The 15,164-nt window shown below is 72.9% G+C and carries 14 protein-coding genes and 1 tRNA gene; 6 read left to right on the forward strand and 9 right to left on the reverse strand.

Going from position 1 to position 15,164, the window contains the following annotated elements:
* Positions 1-180: 180 nt before the first annotated feature.
* The 7 genes from OG698_RS29090 to OG698_RS29120 form a co-directional block, all read right to left on the reverse strand.
* Positions 181-254, reverse strand: a tRNA-Lys gene (locus OG698_RS29090).
* Entirely contained in the window at positions 245-871 is a 627-nt protein-coding gene (locus OG698_RS29095) for a bifunctional DNA primase/polymerase (protein WP_406106487.1), read from the reverse strand. Before OG698_RS29095 ends, OG698_RS29090 begins: the two co-directional genes overlap by 10 nt.
* Positions 872-1,014: 143 nt before the next feature.
* Complete coding sequence (locus OG698_RS29100; protein ID WP_329573260.1) at positions 1,015-1,368, reverse strand: hypothetical protein; 354 nt, start codon at positions 1,366-1,368, stop codon at positions 1,015-1,017.
* A gap of 88 nt (positions 1,369-1,456) precedes the next feature.
* Positions 1,457-2,833 (reverse strand): AAA domain-containing protein, encoded by a 1,377-nt coding sequence (locus tag OG698_RS29105; protein ID WP_406106489.1) that lies wholly within the window; start codon positions 2,831-2,833, stop codon positions 1,457-1,459.
* Entirely contained in the window at positions 2,830-4,428 is a 1,599-nt protein-coding gene (locus OG698_RS29110; protein ID WP_406106491.1) for a hypothetical protein, read from the reverse strand. Before OG698_RS29110 ends, OG698_RS29105 begins: the two co-directional genes overlap by 4 nt.
* A complete protein-coding gene (locus tag OG698_RS29115; RefSeq protein ID WP_406106493.1) occupies positions 4,419-5,609 on the reverse strand; it encodes a hypothetical protein in 1,191 nt (396 codons plus the stop codon). Before OG698_RS29115 ends, OG698_RS29110 begins: the two co-directional genes overlap by 10 nt.
* A complete protein-coding gene (locus OG698_RS29120; RefSeq protein ID WP_406106495.1) occupies positions 5,521-6,537 on the reverse strand; it encodes a phosphatase PAP2 family protein in 1,017 nt (338 codons plus the stop codon). Before OG698_RS29120 ends, OG698_RS29115 begins: the two co-directional genes overlap by 89 nt.
* A 224-nt stretch (positions 6,538-6,761) precedes the next feature.
* Here OG698_RS29120 and OG698_RS29125 point away from each other — a divergent pair, with 224 nt between their 5' ends.
* Positions 6,762-7,367 carry a histidine phosphatase family protein gene (locus tag OG698_RS29125; protein WP_399973664.1) on the forward strand — a complete coding sequence of 202 codons (606 nt, stop codon included), beginning with the start codon at positions 6,762-6,764 and terminating at the stop codon, positions 7,365-7,367.
* Between the two features lie 237 nt (positions 7,368-7,604).
* Here OG698_RS29125 and OG698_RS29130 read toward each other — a convergent pair whose 3' ends face one another.
* Positions 7,605-9,002, reverse strand: coding sequence for a tetratricopeptide repeat protein (locus OG698_RS29130; protein ID WP_406106497.1), 1,398 nt, complete (start codon positions 9,000-9,002; stop codon positions 7,605-7,607).
* Positions 9,003-9,290: 288 nt separating this feature from the next.
* Here OG698_RS29130 and OG698_RS29135 point away from each other — a divergent pair, with 288 nt between their 5' ends.
* Positions 9,291-9,728: a hypothetical protein gene (locus tag OG698_RS29135; RefSeq protein ID WP_406106499.1), complete on the forward strand. Its 438-nt coding sequence runs from the start codon at positions 9,291-9,293 to the stop codon at positions 9,726-9,728.
* Positions 9,729-9,806: 78 nt separating this feature from the next.
* A complete protein-coding gene (locus tag OG698_RS29140) occupies positions 9,807-10,688 on the forward strand; it encodes a spermidine synthase (protein ID WP_406106501.1) in 882 nt (293 codons plus the stop codon).
* 4 nt (positions 10,689-10,692) lie between these two features.
* Here OG698_RS29140 and OG698_RS29145 read toward each other — a convergent pair whose 3' ends face one another.
* Positions 10,693-11,226, reverse strand: a complete 534-nt coding sequence (locus OG698_RS29145; protein ID WP_406106503.1) for a hypothetical protein — start codon at positions 11,224-11,226, stop codon at positions 10,693-10,695.
* Positions 11,227-11,345: 119 nt separating this feature from the next.
* On the opposite strand from OG698_RS29145, the gene OG698_RS29150 reads away from it, so the two are divergent.
* From OG698_RS29150 to OG698_RS29160, 3 genes are all read left to right on the forward strand, one after another.
* Positions 11,346-12,053: a response regulator transcription factor gene (locus OG698_RS29150; RefSeq protein ID WP_326775632.1), complete on the forward strand. Its 708-nt coding sequence runs from the start codon at positions 11,346-11,348 to the stop codon at positions 12,051-12,053.
* Positions 12,050-13,450, forward strand: a complete 1,401-nt coding sequence (locus tag OG698_RS29155; protein ID WP_406106505.1) for a sensor histidine kinase — start codon at positions 12,050-12,052, stop codon at positions 13,448-13,450. The genes OG698_RS29150 and OG698_RS29155 overlap by 4 nt, the downstream gene beginning before the upstream one ends.
* A gap of 173 nt (positions 13,451-13,623) precedes the next feature.
* Positions 13,624-15,099 carry a cellulose binding domain-containing protein gene (locus OG698_RS29160; RefSeq protein ID WP_406106507.1) on the forward strand — a complete coding sequence of 492 codons (1,476 nt, stop codon included), beginning with the start codon at positions 13,624-13,626 and terminating at the stop codon, positions 15,097-15,099.
* Positions 15,100-15,164 lie beyond the last annotated feature (65 nt).

Genomic DNA, 15,164 nt, shown 5'->3' on the forward strand with positions numbered 1-15,164 from the left:
CCCACTCTCGCGAGGGGCTTCTTACCTTCTGTGCGCCACCGGGGACTCGAACCCCGGACCCGCTGATGCTGTGTCTTCCCGGGGGATGACCCCCGGACCCCCAGCCGCCTTCGCTGAGTCGGGGCGGGCCGGTAAATAGCGAATGCCCCCCACTCGCGTGGAGGGCATTCACCGTGTCTGTGCGCCGCCAGGGACTCGAACCCCGGACCCGCTGATTAAGAGTCAGCTGCTCTAACCAACTGAGCTAGCGGCGCCTGCTGACGTCGTAGACCTTAGCATCCTGATCCGGGCCAGGAAAAATCGATATCCGCACTGAAGGTTTGGCGCTCGCGCGGGCCGCGCGGACGCAGGCCCAGAGGAGTACCTCGGGTCCCGGCAGCCATGGGTGGCGGGTGTCGGGGGCGACCACCCAGCGCGAGTCGGCGCGTGGTCCCCCGGCGTGGCCGGTGCCCCCGGCCGGCGCCGGGACGGTCACCGCGTCGCCGCTTCCGTGGCACAGCAGCGGCGGCACCGCCGGGCCCCACTCCTCCCACTCCAGGAGCGAGGGCAGCCGCTGAGCGGTGCCGGGGGCCGTGAACAGGAGCATGCGTCCGCGGTGCGCGGCGACCGGGCCGGAGCCGGGGCCGTCCTCCCAGAGCGCGTCCAGCATCCGGCGCCCGAACATCGACGGCACGTTCACCACGTCGAAGGCGGTACCGCAGGGCAGCACCACGGGGGCGTCCGGCCGTGACTCCCAGAACGCGAGGGTGCTGCGCGGATACGTTCCCGCCGAGGCCAGCCAGGCGGCACCCTCCCGGGTTGCGCCCGCGATGTCGAATCGGTCGGACCGGGTCAGCCGGCCGGCGCTGTTCTGAGAGTGTGTGGCGCTCATAGCACTTACATCTACCTGCCGTGACCGCGCGACTTCCCAGGGTTGCCGGAAATGGGGACAGGAGGGGGCGGGGTGGAGTATCTTGCCCCCTGGCATATGCCAAATGATCTTTACGGGTGCGGTTGCATTGCTCCCGCGTTCCGCTACGGCCGGTTCTCGGCCGGCCCGCGCATCAGGTCGCGGCCGAACTCGACCATCTTCTTCGCGTAGTCCTCGGTCCACTGCGCCCGCTCGGCGATCGCCGCGGGCGTCAGGCGGTCGAAGCGGCGCGGGTCGGCGAGCTGGGCCGCCGCCAGGGCCTGGAACTCCACGGACCGGTCGGTCGCGGCGCGGAACGCGAGCGTCAGCTCCGTCGCGCGGGCAAGCAGCTCGCGCGGGTCCTCGATCGCCTCCAGGTCGAAGAAGTGCTCCGGGTCCGCGGCGGCCTCGGCCGGCTCGAAGAGCAGCGGGGCCGGACGCATCCGCCTCTCGGTACGGGCCCGCTCGGGCTCGGCCATGATGTTCCTCCTCGTACGGTGTGCAGCCCCACGTCGCCGCCGGGGCCACCTTCTATTCTCCGCAGGCCCGCAAGAGCGCCCTCCCACCTCAAGGCGTCCACCCCACCCGGTGTTCCGCGAGGCGGGCCAGTACCGCGTGATTTGCCTCCCAGCCATCCGGGAATTTCACCGTGACTCCCAGCTGGACCGGTTCCGTCGACGGGTGGTCGTCCAGTAGGGCCGGGACGCCCGCGCGGCAGACCACGATGCACGCGTGGCGGTGGCGGGAGGCCAGGACGCAGAGGCGGCCCGTTTCCAGGTGGAACGCCGTCGCGTCGGGGCGGCCCGAGAGCGGGTGCAGGACGACCGTGACGTCGAACTCGCGGCCCTGCAGCCGGTTCGCCGTGTCCACGGTGACGTCCGTGACGCCGAGGTCCGCGAGCGCCGAGCGCACCGCCGCGGCCTGGTCGCGATGCGCCGTGCCGACCGCGATGCGGTCCGCCGTGAGGGGGGACGGGTCGGGGCCGCGCTCCGAGATCGTGGCCCCGCCGCGGTCCAGCAGGCGCCGTACCACCTGAGCCAGGGCCCGTACGGCCTCGGGGTCGGTGCGGGGCGTGTGCCTCGCCGGGAGTTCGAGCAGGCCCCAGCCCGACTCCGCCGCCTCGTCGATCACCCGGTCCGGGCCCGAGCCGTCGGACGCGACCTCGAACCCCAGGCTGCGGTCGCCGTGGTCCGTGCCGCTGCGGAACGGCGTGTACGGGTAGAACGCGCCGGAGACCAGCGGCGCGGCGGACGCCGGGAGGCGCCAGGAGACCGGGAGCCGGTGCTGCGGCAGCTCGGGATTGTGCGCCAGGAGCGTCGTCACGGCGGACGCCGACGGGTCGTACGACAGGCCCGCCCACTGCTCGGCCCCGACGATCGCGAACGGGTCCAGCTGGCCCGGGTCGCCCACGAAAAGCGCCCGCTCGAACAGGCCCGCCACGGCGAGCAGCGCGTCCGAGCGCATCTGGTACGCCTCGTCGACGATGGCGTGCTGCCAGGGGGCGATGTCCTTGACGTGCGCCCACTTCGCGGCCGTCGAGATGACGACCGGCAACGGCGCGAGATCACCGGCCTTGGTCGACTTGCGCACGTTCGCCAGGTCGTCGAGCGCCTTGTCGTACGGGTCGGGGTCGCTGCTGTGCAGGCGCCCGACGGGCAGCTCGGGGTTCTTCTCGGCGAGGCGCAGGACGAGGTCGTCGACCTGCGCGTTCGTCTGCGCGATGACCATCAACGGGCGGCCCGCCTCGGCCAGTTCGAGCGCGGCCCGGACCACGAGCGTCGACTTCCCGGCGCCGGGCGGGGAGTCCACGACGATGCCGCGGGCCGTGCCGTGCAGGGTGTCGCGGAGGATGTCGTCGGTGGCGCGGCCGGCCGCCGCCCCCGGGTCGAACGGGGTGTCGCCGCTCGTGCCGGAGCGGCCGAGCGCATGCGGTGCGGCCGTCACAGCAGATCCTCCGTGGTCACGGCGTCCGGCGCCTCAGGCACCGGCACACCCGAACTGTCCGTACGCGGCGGGCCGCCGTGCGTCCACGGCGTCTCCTCCGGGTCCGGCAGCTTCGGACCGCCCCGCTGCTCGTGCTCGAAGAGCGTGAAGCACACCTGGTCACCCTTCTCCGGGACGGATCCCGGCTCCGGCTCCTTGCCGCGGCCCATCTTGTCCAGGACGCGCAGGACGACCCCGCCCTCGGCGTCGTACGACACGAACTCCGCGGACTGAGGCTTGCCGTCGAGCGAGCGGTACACCTTCGTGCGCTCGCCGAGATGCGGCACGTCGTCGGTGCGGACGGTGATCAGGGGGCGCGGCCGGTTCTTCTCGTTGTACGCCGGGACCGACTCCGTCACCTCGCCCGCGAACGCCTCCCCGGTGAGCCGGCGGCCCGCCATGACCAGCGGGTCGTCGAGCGCCTCCTGCGCATCCAGCCTGGCCTGCTCGCGCTCGCGCGTCGCCAGCTTGTTGGCCGCCGTCACCGCGTCGTCGCGTCGCGGCTGCGGCGGCTCGCCCGCGGCGACGCGGTCCCGGTGGCCGGTGAACGACCAGCGGTCGCGCGTCCAGCGCTCCGCGGCGCGCGGCCCCTCGGGGAGCGTGCACAGCGCGTCCAGGCCGCGCCACACCGCGTCCCACGTGGGCCGGGTGCGGCTCTCGACGAGTGCGTGGATGTCGCGCTCGGCCGCCGTCAGAGCGGCGAGCCTCGCGTCCGCCTCGATGCCGTCCTCGGCGGCGGCCAGCAGTGTGCGGGCCTTGTCGTAGCGCTCGATCGCGGGCGCCAGCAGCTTGTTGTCGAACGCGGGGTCGGTGGCCGGGCCCGCGGGCGGGCAGACGAGCTGGCCGTCCTTGTCCCGGGCCAGCTCGGCGCGGAGCGCGGCCTCGGCGCCCGACGTGCCCTCCGGGGCCTCGATCCAGGCGAGCAGCGCGCCCAGATGCTGGTCCTCCAGAGTGGACTGGCCCGTCGCCCAGTGCCGGGACAGCAGGTCCGTCATGGCGAGCAGGAGCGCGGAACCGGGAACTCTGGCCCGCTCCCCGAAGTGCGTCAGCCAGCGGCCAAGGAGCGGGACGTGCGGCGGGGCGGGATAGGGCGCCTCGGGCTCCTGCTCGGCGGTGCGGCGGAACCGCATCGAGCGCCCGAGCAGCCGCACGAACTCGATGCCGGACCGGCTCGGCAGGATCAGCTGGGGCGCGTCCGCGCACAGCTCGACCTCCACCTTGACCCGTTTTCCGGTCGTCGGGTCCGTCTCGGCGCGCTCGGCGGCCTCGACGTCGGCCGCGAACCCGTCGACGTACGGCAGGACGATCCCCGCCAGCTCGGCGAGGAACGCGAAGCGCAGGTCGCGGTCGCGGGGCTGCGGCACCACGAGGAGCCGGGGCGAGGTGCGCTCCGTGCCGACGAGCGCGCCGAGCGGAGCACCCGCCTCACCGGCCGTGATGAGCGGGACCAGGACTAGGGGCCGCTGCGACAGATGGCGGTGCCGCACGGTCGCGACCGGCTGGGCGCGCCCGCTCCGCACGGCCTCGAGACGGGCCAGATCGTTGATCAGCGGCATGCCGGCGCCGCCTCTCCGCGCGTGCCGAGCGCCTCGGCCCGCAGCCGCGCTGCCCGGCGCAGCGCGGCGACCGCCGGGTCCAGCGGATCGCCGGAGTGGCCGTGGGCCGCCGAGAGGACCTCGTCGACCGTGGTCAGACCGCCCAGCTCGGCGCGGAGGCCGCGGCCGAGCGCGGTGACCGCGCCCTCCTCACGGGCCCGGTCGCGGCAGTGGAACGCCAGCTCGCACGCGGCCAGGCACTCCGGCGCGTACGTCGCGGGCACCGACTCGACCGCTGCCGTCAGTTCCTCCGCGGGCCGCGTGACGTCGAAGCAGGTTCCCTCGGGCAGCGCGTCCGCGATGTCCTCGATGCGGGTGAGCCGCTCCAGCTGCCGCCGCGTCACCGACAGCTGCTTGCGTACGTCGACGGCGGACGCCGCCGGAAGGTTGCTGAAGTCCTTGGGGCAGACGAGCAGGATCCGGTGCCTGACCTCGGGCGCCGGGTCCAGGTGCCCGGCTACCCGCTCGAGCGCCAGCACGTACACCGCGGCCTGGCGGGCCGCGGCGCCGACCTTCGCCGCGTCCGCGCTGCCGTCGATCATCGGGAAGGACTTGATCTCGACGACCGTCCACGTCCCGTCGGGGTGCACGACCACCGCGTCCGGTTCGAGGAAGGCCGGGGTGCCCGCGACGTCGAGCGCGAGCATCGGGTGCTCGAGGAACGTCCAGGCGCCGGAACCGGCCGCCTCCGCCGTCGCCTCGCGCAGCGCGAGCGCCGTACGGGCCGTGCGGCCCTCGGGTCCGACCGCCGTCAGATCCGGCGTACGGGCCTCGCCCGGCACCGGCGCGGGCCCGCCGCCCATGCGCTCGTGCACGAGCCGGAGCAGCTCCGCGCCCCCGTCGGCCTTGACCTTCGCCTCGAACGCGTTCCCCCGCATGAACGCGAACTGCGACTGGCCGAATCCGGACGGCGCCCCGAGCGCGTCCGCGAGCCGCGCCTTGTCGACGCCCGCCCCGTCGAGCAGCGCGCGCCGCCGGCACCCGGGGTTCGCCGCGAGCGCGGCCAGCGCCCGCGCGTCGAGCGCCCGTGGCGGTATGTCGGCGCCACGCAGCTCAGCGAGCTTTCCCCAAACTCTCGGCTTCGCTCGAGCAGGGGAGGCCCCAATCCGCAGTGCCGTCCCCCGCGTCGGAGGAGCGGGCACCCGGGCCGCCGCCCGGTCCTGCACTGACCTTGCGCTGTCGGGGAATTCGCTCACCCGCCGAAGTCTGGCACTCCCCACTGACAATCGAGGACGCCGCCGTGGAGGCCGGGGCGGGAGAAGTGTGGCCGGGCCGTGCGGAACCGGCCACGGGCGCGCTGCGCACCCGGGCCCGCACGAGGTCCGCGGCCCGCGTCACGCGCCGGCTCACCAGGAAGCCGAGGCCCATCACGGCGACCCCGGCGAGCGCGTCGAAGAAGTAGTGGTTCGCGGTGCCCATCACCACGAAGGCGGTGATCAGCGGATAGGCGACACCGGCCGCCCTGACCAGCGGCGTACGGCCGTGGCGCCACAGCATGACCCCGCACCACACCGCCCAGCCGACGTGCAGGCTGGGCATCGCCGCGTACTGGTTGGTCATGCTGCCGAGCCCGCGCGGGGCGCTCGCCTGGCCGCCCCACCAGCCCCACGAGCTGTACTGGGCCATGGTGTCGACGAAGCCGTGGCCGGGGGAGAGCAGGCGCGGCGGGCAGGTCGGTACGAGGGCGAAGCCGATCAGGCCGATCAGGGTGGACGTCATCAACCAGGTCCGGGCGGCGCGGAAGTGGACGGCGCGGCGGCGGAAGAGCCAGATCAGGATGCCCGGCGTGACGAGGTAGTGCAGTGAGGCGTACCAGAAGTCGGCGGGGACACCGATCCAGGCCTCGGAGGTGAAGAGACGGTTCAGCGGGTGTTCGAGGTTGAGATGGAGTGCCTTCTCGGCCCGGAGTATCGCGAGGCCGTGGTCCACGGCGTTCGACACCTCCCCGCGCACCATGAGCCGGCCCGCCGAATAGGCGGCGTACACCAGCAATATCACCGGCAGTTCGGTCCACCAGCGCAGCCGGTCGCCCTCCGTCGCCGCAGTGGGCGGTGCCTCGGTCTGCGACATCCGGCCGCTCCCCCTTAACTCCGTGTACGGCGGCCCGTGGCCATGTGGCTCACTTTACGGTGTATGTGTCCGCCTGAAAGGGGCGCCTCCGACCCACGAAGACGCAACGATCACCCGGGAGGTTGCCTGAATCCCGGGTGAGCGATGATGGAACGAACGGGCGCGCCTGGCCTGACTTATCGGTACATGGCAGCCCTTTTCACCCGCCCTCGGAAAGGTCACCCATGGCACCGCGCATCCTGTTGGCCCGGCATGGACAGACGGAATGGTCACTGTCCGGGCGGCACACCGGCAGGACCGACATCCCCCTCCTCGAAGAGGGACGGCGCGGCGCGAAACTCCTCGGTGAACGGCTGCACCGGTCGCCCCTCGACGGACTCCCCGGGGCCGAGGTGCGCACCAGCCCGCTCTCCCGCGCGCGCGAGACCTGCGACCTCGCCGGCTTCGGCGACCGGGCCACCGAGTGGGACACGCTCATGGAGTGGGACTACGGCGCGTACGAGGGGCTGACCCCCGCCCAGATCCAGGAGCGGCGCCCCGGCTGGTTCATCTGGCGCGACGGAGTCCCCGAGGGCGAGACCTTGGAGCAGATGACCGCGCGCGCCGACGAGGTCGTCGCCTGGGCCAGATCCGAGAACCGCGACGCCCTGGTGTTCGCGCACGGCCACATGCTGCGCTCCATCGGTGCGCGCTGGCTGGGCCTCCCGCTCGACTTCGCGGCCCGCATCCGCCTCAACCCGACGTCCCTGTCGGTCCTCGGCTGGGCCTACGGGGATCCGGCGATCGAGTCGTGGAACGACATCGGCCACCTCGCGGGCCACGAGGGCTAGGGGGTGTCCGGCGGATCATGGCCGGGGTCGCGCCTGACCGCCGGACACTCCCTAGGGCCTCTCGTTCGGATCACGCCGGGCTCGCGGGGTCTGGTGCCGTACCTCGCGGCGTTGTCGTCAGTCGCCGACTCCCCCAAGCTCTCGGCTGCGCTCGAGCAGGGGGGACCCCCATGACCCCGCTCCCTGATCCGGCCTGATCCAAACCAAGACCCTAGGCGGCAGCGGCGTCGGTAGGGCTCACGCCGTGCGCGGTGCCGAGGCGTGCTGCTCCAGGAACGCCGAGACGCCCGACGCCCTGCGGTGCGGAAGGAGCACGCGCGCGGTGGTCGCCAGCATCGACTGGATGCGCGACGACTGGACCTCGGTCAGCAGGTGCAGGACCCGCATCCCCGCGGACGCGGCCTCGTCGGGCTGTCCGGCGCGCGCGAGGTCGTCGGCCAGCTCCGCCGTGTACAGGGCGATGTTCCGGGTGAAGTGCGGGTCCTGGAGGGCGGCTGCGCGGCGCGCGTGCCGGGCGGCGCGGGTCCAGTCGCCCAGCGCCGAGTAGCACTGCGCCTCCAGGCCCTCCAGCTCGGCCTCGCCGTAGAACGTCATCCACTCCGGGTCGTCGTCCGACCGCCCGCGCGCGAAGAGGGCCTGCGCCCGGGCCAGCGCCCGCTCACACCCCGTACGGTCCCCGAGCCCCGCCCAGCCGCCGGCCTCGCGCAGCGCGAGCAGCGAGAGCAGTCTCGGCGAGGCCAGCTGGGCCGCGACGCGCGTGGCCGCCTGCGCCGCCCGCACCGCCTCCCTCGGCCGCCCGGCGTCCCGCGCCAGGAACGCCGTGTTGCAGAACGCGTGCGCCTCAAGAGCCGGGTCGCCCGCCACGCGCGCGGTGGCCAGCGCCTCCGCATAGTGCGAGCGCGCGTCGTCGAAGCGGCCCGAGTCGTGCGCCAACCAGCCGACGGAGATGGCCAGTTCACCCGCCCCGGCCTGGAGCCGCTCGGCCGTGCCGGGCGCCGCCGTCCCCGCGTCGAGCAGCGCGAACGCCGTACGCAGCGGGGCCGCGGCCCTCTTGTAGAGCCCGTCGGCGCCGTGCCGGTCGTCGAGCAGCCGGATCCGGCGGATGGCCTCCTCGACCGCGCCGACACCGGCCTGGGGCGCCGCACGCCCGCCGTGGCCCGCCGCGGTCGACTTCGCCGCGTGGGCTGCCGTGCCGTCGGCCGCGATGCCCAGGGGCGCCAGGGAGGCGATGGCCACGGTGGCCGTCCCTCCGGTCATGAATGCGCGACGCCGCACGTCGCTCTCCTCGTCGTGGTGCGGGTACTCGAACTCGGTGTGCGCGAGGGGTACGGGATCTGCGGGGCGCGCCGCCCGGCCGCGTACGGCCGAGCGGGGCGCGAACCCCATGTCCGTGAGTGAGCGCCCGGGGAACATGTGCAGGAACACCCGCTCGTACGCGTAGTTGGGACAGCGGATCTCGCCGGCCTCCACCCGCCCGATGTAGCGCGCGTCGCAGCTGACCCGCTCGCCGATCTCCCGGGCGGCCCTTCGCACCGCGGCCGCGAACTCGCCGGGAGAGCGCTGCCCACGCAGCCGCCTGAAGGCGAGATTCGGCCGCGGGGACTGCGCTGACGATGCCACCGGTGACGGCGTCATGACCGGGCCCTCTCGTGCGAACCGTGCCGGATCACCGGGGAGTTGGGTCTCTGTGGGCCCTGGTGCAACCCCTGTTCCGACGGGGCACGAAGGTACCTGCTGTAACGACCCCGACACGCAGTGTTTGGCTACAAACCGGATATCTCACCCCGCATCCGCCATGAAGTGCCATCCTTTGCGGCGGCGTACCGCCGTAGCTGTTGACGCTTACGGGCGTTGAACCTTGCGGGGCCGGAGCGGTCGCGTTCCGGTCGTGCAACCCGTACGCGAGAGCGAGGAGGGGCTGACGTGTTGGAGGCATCACTTTCGACGGCGCGGCACCGGCCGACCCAGGACCACAGCGCGCCACCCCGCGACAGCACGTCCTGCGACGTGGTGACCGTCCCGGCCCGGCAGGGCCTCGAAGCGGTCGACATCCTGCGCCGCGGCGCCACCGAGGCCGTCGGCCCGGTCCTGCACGACGGGGACTGCGACACCCTCGGGTTCCTCGTGCCGCCCGGCACCGCCGACGGCTGGGACGTCCCCGGCAGCGCCTGCACCCACACCCCCGCGTCGCCCTCGCTGGAGCGCGACCTCGGTGCGGGCCCCGTGCCGCCCGCCCCCGTGGAGGGCGGCGGCTGGCTGCTCCCGCCCGGCGAGGCCGAGCTCGTCACCGACCCGACGGTCCTGAGGGCGGCGCTCGGCGAGGCGGCCCGCATGATCGAAGCCGCGGACAACTGCCGCTGAGGCCGCCTGCCGGGCGCCTGTGGACCCTGGCTCGGCGGCCGCTGGGCCGACTGGCCGCCGCCCGTCGATAATGGACGGATGGCAAGGTCAAGGGCAAAGAACAAGCAGGCCGGAGCGGCCCGTGGCGGCCGGGAGGCCGTCGTCGAGGCCGTCGACGGCGGGCTCGCCGAGCTGATGCCCGACCGGGACCGGCCGCGCGGCTGGACGCTGCTCGTGGACGGTGCCCCTCAGTCGCATGTCGATCTCGGCGATCCCGGGCATCTCGAATTCGAGTACCAGCGCAGGATCGGCCATGTCATCGACCTCGCCGTGGACAAGGGCCGCCCCGTGCACGCCGTGCACCTGGGAGGCGGCGCCTTCACCCTCGCCCGCTACATCGCCGCGACCCGCCCCCGCTCCACCCAGCAAGTGGTCGAGCGCGACGAGGCGCTCATCCAACTGGTGCGCCGCGAACTGCCGTTGGACCCCGGCTCCCGGATACGCGTCCGCGCCGGTGACGCCCGCGAGGGTCTCGCGAAACTCCCCGACGGCTGGGCCGACCTCCTGATAGCCGACGTGTTCAGCGGAGCGCGTACGCCCGCGCACCTCACCAGCACCGAGTTCCTCACCGAGGTACGCCGTGTGGTCAAGCCCGACGGTTGCTACATCGCCAACCTCGCCGACGGGCCGCCCCTCGCGCATCTGCGCGGTCAGATCGCCACCGCCGCGGCCGTCTTCCCCGAGCTCGCTCTCGTCGCCGACCCGGCCGTCCTGCGCGGCAAGCGTTTCGGCAACGCCGTGCTTGTCGCCTCCGGCCGGGTGCTGCCCGTTGCCGAACTGACCCGGCGCGCGGCCGGTGATCCGCACCCCGCCCGCGTCGAACACGGCAGGTCCCTCTCGGACTTCACCGGGGGAGCCGGTGCCGTCAGCGACTCGGATGCCGTCGCTTCGCCCGCTCCTCCGCCTTCCGTTTTCCGGTAGACGTTCAGTACTTGGCGACTTCCACACTCGGCGCGTGGTCGTGCCACGTACAGAACACCGAGACCTTGTCCGTGCCCGAGGTGAACTCCACCCTGATCCACGTCGAGTCCTTCCACACCTGCACCGACCAGCCGGCCGCGGGTGTCGCAGACACCAGCGTCGCCGAATCCTTGCCCAGGTCGAACACGGCACGGCCGCCCTCCGTCGCGTAGCCCTTCACCGTGCCGGACGCCGACGGAGACGCGGGCGGCTTCGCGGAGGTGCTCGGATTCGCCGGGCGGCTCGGGGACGGGGTGGCCGAGCCAGGGGAGTGTGACGGCTTCTGCGATGCGGAGCGGGACGGAGACCCTGACGGTGACGGCTCCGGGCGGTGCGTCGACGACGACCGCGCCTCCACCGCTCCCGCGGCGATCGGCACCGCACGCGGCGGGTCGTACGCCGTGCCCGCCATCACCGTGTGCACGCCCCACCACGACAGCGTGACGGCCGCGCCGGTGGCCAGCAGCCAGGCCGCCGTGTGAACAAGTCCTCTGCGCATGGGGTGCATCGCGGCCATACTGCCGCACCCGCCCCACACGTGTCCCGGGGGGACCGGGGTTGCCCCGGACCTGGGCGGAAGGAGGACCGGGGTCCACCGTATGGCGTACGGTGCCGCCCATGGCAAGTGTGCTCGTGGTCGAGGACGACCAGTTCGTGCGCTCGGCCCTCATCCGGCACCTGACCGAGGCCTCCCACACCGTACGGAGCGTCGGCACGGCCCTGGAGGCGCTGCGCGAGGTCGCCCATTTCCGTTTCGACGTCGTCATTCTCGACCTCGGTCTGCCCGATCTGGACGGATCCGAGGCATTGAAGATGCTGCGCGGCATCACCGACGTACCCGTGATCATCGCCACGGCCCGCGACGACGAGACCGAGATCGTCCGGCTCCTCAACGACGGCGCCGACGACTACCTCACCAAGCCGTTCTCGCCCGAGCACCTGTCCGCCCGCATGGCCGCCGTGCTGCGCCGCGCGCGCTCCAGCGCCGCCGCCGAGCCGCCCTCGCGCCTCCTTCAGGTCGGCGGCCTCGCGATAGACCCGCTGCGGCGCCAGGCCGAGCTGGACGGGGCGCGGCTCGATCTCACCCGGCGCGAGTTCGACCTGCTCACCTTCCTCGCGGGCCGGCCCGGCGTCGTCGTACCCCGCAAGGAACTCCTCGCCGAGGTGTGGCAGCAGTCGTACGGCGACGATCAGACCATCGACGTGCATCTGTCGTGGCTGCGCAGGAAACTGGGCGAAACGGCCGCCCGGCCGCGCTATCTGCACACCCTGCGGGGCGTCGGCGTGAAGCTGGAGCCGCCGCGGCCGGAGGGCGGGCCGGCATGAGGTGGGCCCTGGTCAAGGTGTGCCTCGCCGTCACGGCCATGGTTGTCGTCGCTTTCGCGGTTCCTCTCGGCCTCGTCATCAAGGAGATGGCCAGGGACCGCGCCTTCTCGAACGCCGAGCGGACCGCCGCCGCGATCGGGCCCACCCTCTCCATCACCACCGACCGTGACGAACTGACCCGCGCCGTCGCCTCCACCGAGGCCGGCGCCGACGGCCGCATGGCCGTGTACATCCCGGCCTCCGGTGGCGCCCCGGCGATCCAGGTCGGCACGTCCCGCGCCGGTGACGGGCACGTCGGCCTCCGGCAGGCCACCGTCGCCGATGTGCCCGGCGGGTCCGTGTGGCTCCAGCCCATCGCCGTCAGCGCCGGCATCGCCGTCGTCGAGGTGTTCGTGCCGGAGTCCGAGGTCACCAACGGCGTCGCCACCGCGTGGCTCGTCCTGGCCGGCGTCGGCATCGCCCTCGTCATAGGGTCCGTCGCCGTCGCCGACCGGCTCGGCGTACGCATGGTGCAGCCCGCCCGGCGGCTCGTCTCCGCCGCGCACGATCTGGGCGAGGGGAAGCTCGGGGCGCGTGTTCCGGAGGACGGGCCCACGGAACTTCGGCTGGCGGCCGTCGCGTTCAACTCCATGGCCGATCAGGTCGTTCAACTGCTCGCCAACGAGCGGGAGCTGGCGGCCGACCTCTCCCATCGGCTGCGTACGCCCCTCACCGTTCTGCGGCTCAACGCCGTCTCGCTGGGGGAGGGCGCCGCCGCCGAGCAGACCCGTGCCGCCGTCGAGCAACTGGAGCGCGAGGTCGACACCATCATCCGTACCGCCCGCGACGCCAAGCCGCAGACCGCCGCCGCGGGGCCGGGTGCCGGGTGCGATGCCGCCGAGGTCATCCGTGAGCGCATGGACTTCTGGTCCGCGCTCGCCGAGGACGAGGGGCGCAAGGTGCGCGTTGCCGGCGTCGACCGGCCTGTGCGTATCCCCGTGGCCCGGGGGGAGCTGGCTGCCGCGCTCGATGCGCTGCTCGGAAATGTCTTTCGGCATACGCCCGAAGGCACCGCCTTCGCCGTCGACGTGCACAGCGGCGAGGACGCCGTGATCGTGCTCGTATCGGATGCGGGGCCCGGGATTCTGGACCCGGACGCCGCGATGGCCCGTGGGCGGGGCTCCGGCAGCGACGGGTCCACCGGGCTCGGGCTCGACATCGTCCGTCGGCTCGCCGAGTCGACCGGCGGTGATGTGCGCATCGGGTCCTCCGTGCTCGGGGGGACCGAGGTGCGGATCTGGGTGCAGCTGGACGGGCGGGGGCCCGGGTCCGGTGGGGCTGTGCGGCGCGGGCACCGGGGCGGGGTGCGGCGTGGTCGGAAGCGGGGGGCCGACGCCGGGTCCGGTGCCGCTGTGTAGTCGGGTGGGACCTCATCGTTTCGGGATTGGTCTCTACCTTTAATCCGTTCCGATGGCTTCCTTAAGCCCTCCATAAGAACCTCAACCGCCGGTACTGGTGCCCCATTTGCCGGGTTCCGGATCGCTAGCGTGCTGCCGCACCCCCACCCCCGTACAGCTAAGGCAGGCACGCGATGAGCAGCACGCACCGGCGCAGGGTCAGCGGCAGGAACAAGGCGATAGGCGGGCTCGTCGCCGCGGCCGTCGTGGGCGGCGGCGCCTTCCTGTTCTCCGGTACGGCGCAGGCCGCGGGCGTCGGCGCCGCCTACACCAAGACCAGTGAGTGGTCCGGCGGGTACACCGCCCAGTACGTCGTCAAGAACGACTCGGACAAGGCCCAGTCGGACTGGAAGCTGGAGTTCGACCTGCCGTCCGGCACCAAGCTCGGCTCCCTCTGGAACGCCGAGTCGTCCGTCTCCGGCTCGCACGTCACCGTGAAGCCCGCCTCCTGGGACAAGGAAGGCATCGCCGCCGGGAAGTCCGTGACCGTCGGGTTCGTCGTCACCGGTGACTCCGATCCGGCCGGGTGCCTCATCAACGGGGCCAAGTGCTCCGTCGACGACGGTGCGACCCCCGAGCCGAGCGGTCGCCCCACGGAGTCCGCGACGCCCACCCCGAGCGCCTCCGCCTCGGCCACCGCCGAGCCCACCGAGACCTCCACGTCGACCGCCGGCCCCTCGCCGTCCTCGTCCTCCGGTACCGGGTCGGGCTCCGCGGCCGCCGGTGGGTTCGCCCCGTACGTCGACACCTCGCTCTACCCGAAGTTCGACCTGGTCGCCTCCTCCAAGGCCACCGGCGTCAAGGAGTTCAACCTCGCCTTCATCACCTCCGGCGGCTCCTGCACCCCGAAGTGGGGCGGCGTCACCGACCTCGGCAGTGACGAAGTCGCCGCCCAGATCGGCGACTTGAGGGCCGCAGGCGGCGATGTGCGAGTCTCCTTCGGCGGCGCATCCGGCACCGAGCTGGCGCAGGCATGCTCCTCGGCCTCCGACCTCGCGGCGGCGTACCAGAAGGTCATCGACCAGTTCAAGCTCACCAAGGTCGACTTCGACATCGAGGGCGGCGCCCTGCCGGACACCGCCGCCAACACCGAGCGCGCCCAGGCCATCGCCACGCTGCAGAAGAACAACCCGGACCTGAACGTCTCCTTCACGCTCCCGGTGATGCCCGAGGGCCTCACGTCCGACGGCGTGAACTTCCTGAAGAACGCCAAGTCCAACGGCGTCTCGACCGACCTCGTCAACATCATGGCGATGGACTACGGCGCCTCGTACAGCGGCGACATGGGCACGTACGCCGAGCAGGCCGCTACCGCCACGCAGGCGCAGATCAAGAGCGCGCTCGGGCTGTCCGACGCGGCTGCCTGGAAGGCCGTCGCGGTCACCCCGATGATCGGTGTCAACGACGTCTCGTCCGAGATCTTCAAGGTCGACGACGCCACGCAGCTGGTCGCCTTCGCCAAGGAGAAGGGCCTGGGCGGTCTGTCGATGTGGTCCGCCACCCGCGACAAGGCGTGCGAGGGCGGGGCGTCCAACTCGGCCCAGCCGACCTGCTCTTCGATCGAGCAGTCGGCCAACGCCTTCCAGAAGGCCTTCGCCTCCTTCAAGTAGCCCCCCGCGGGAAGCTGCGCGCCCCGGCCGGATCCTTCTCCCCCCACTCGGCCGGGGCGCGCGTT

The organism is Streptomyces sp. NBC_01003 (genome assembly GCF_045162695.1).
Lineage (GTDB): Bacteria > Actinomycetota > Actinomycetes > Streptomycetales > Streptomycetaceae > Streptomyces.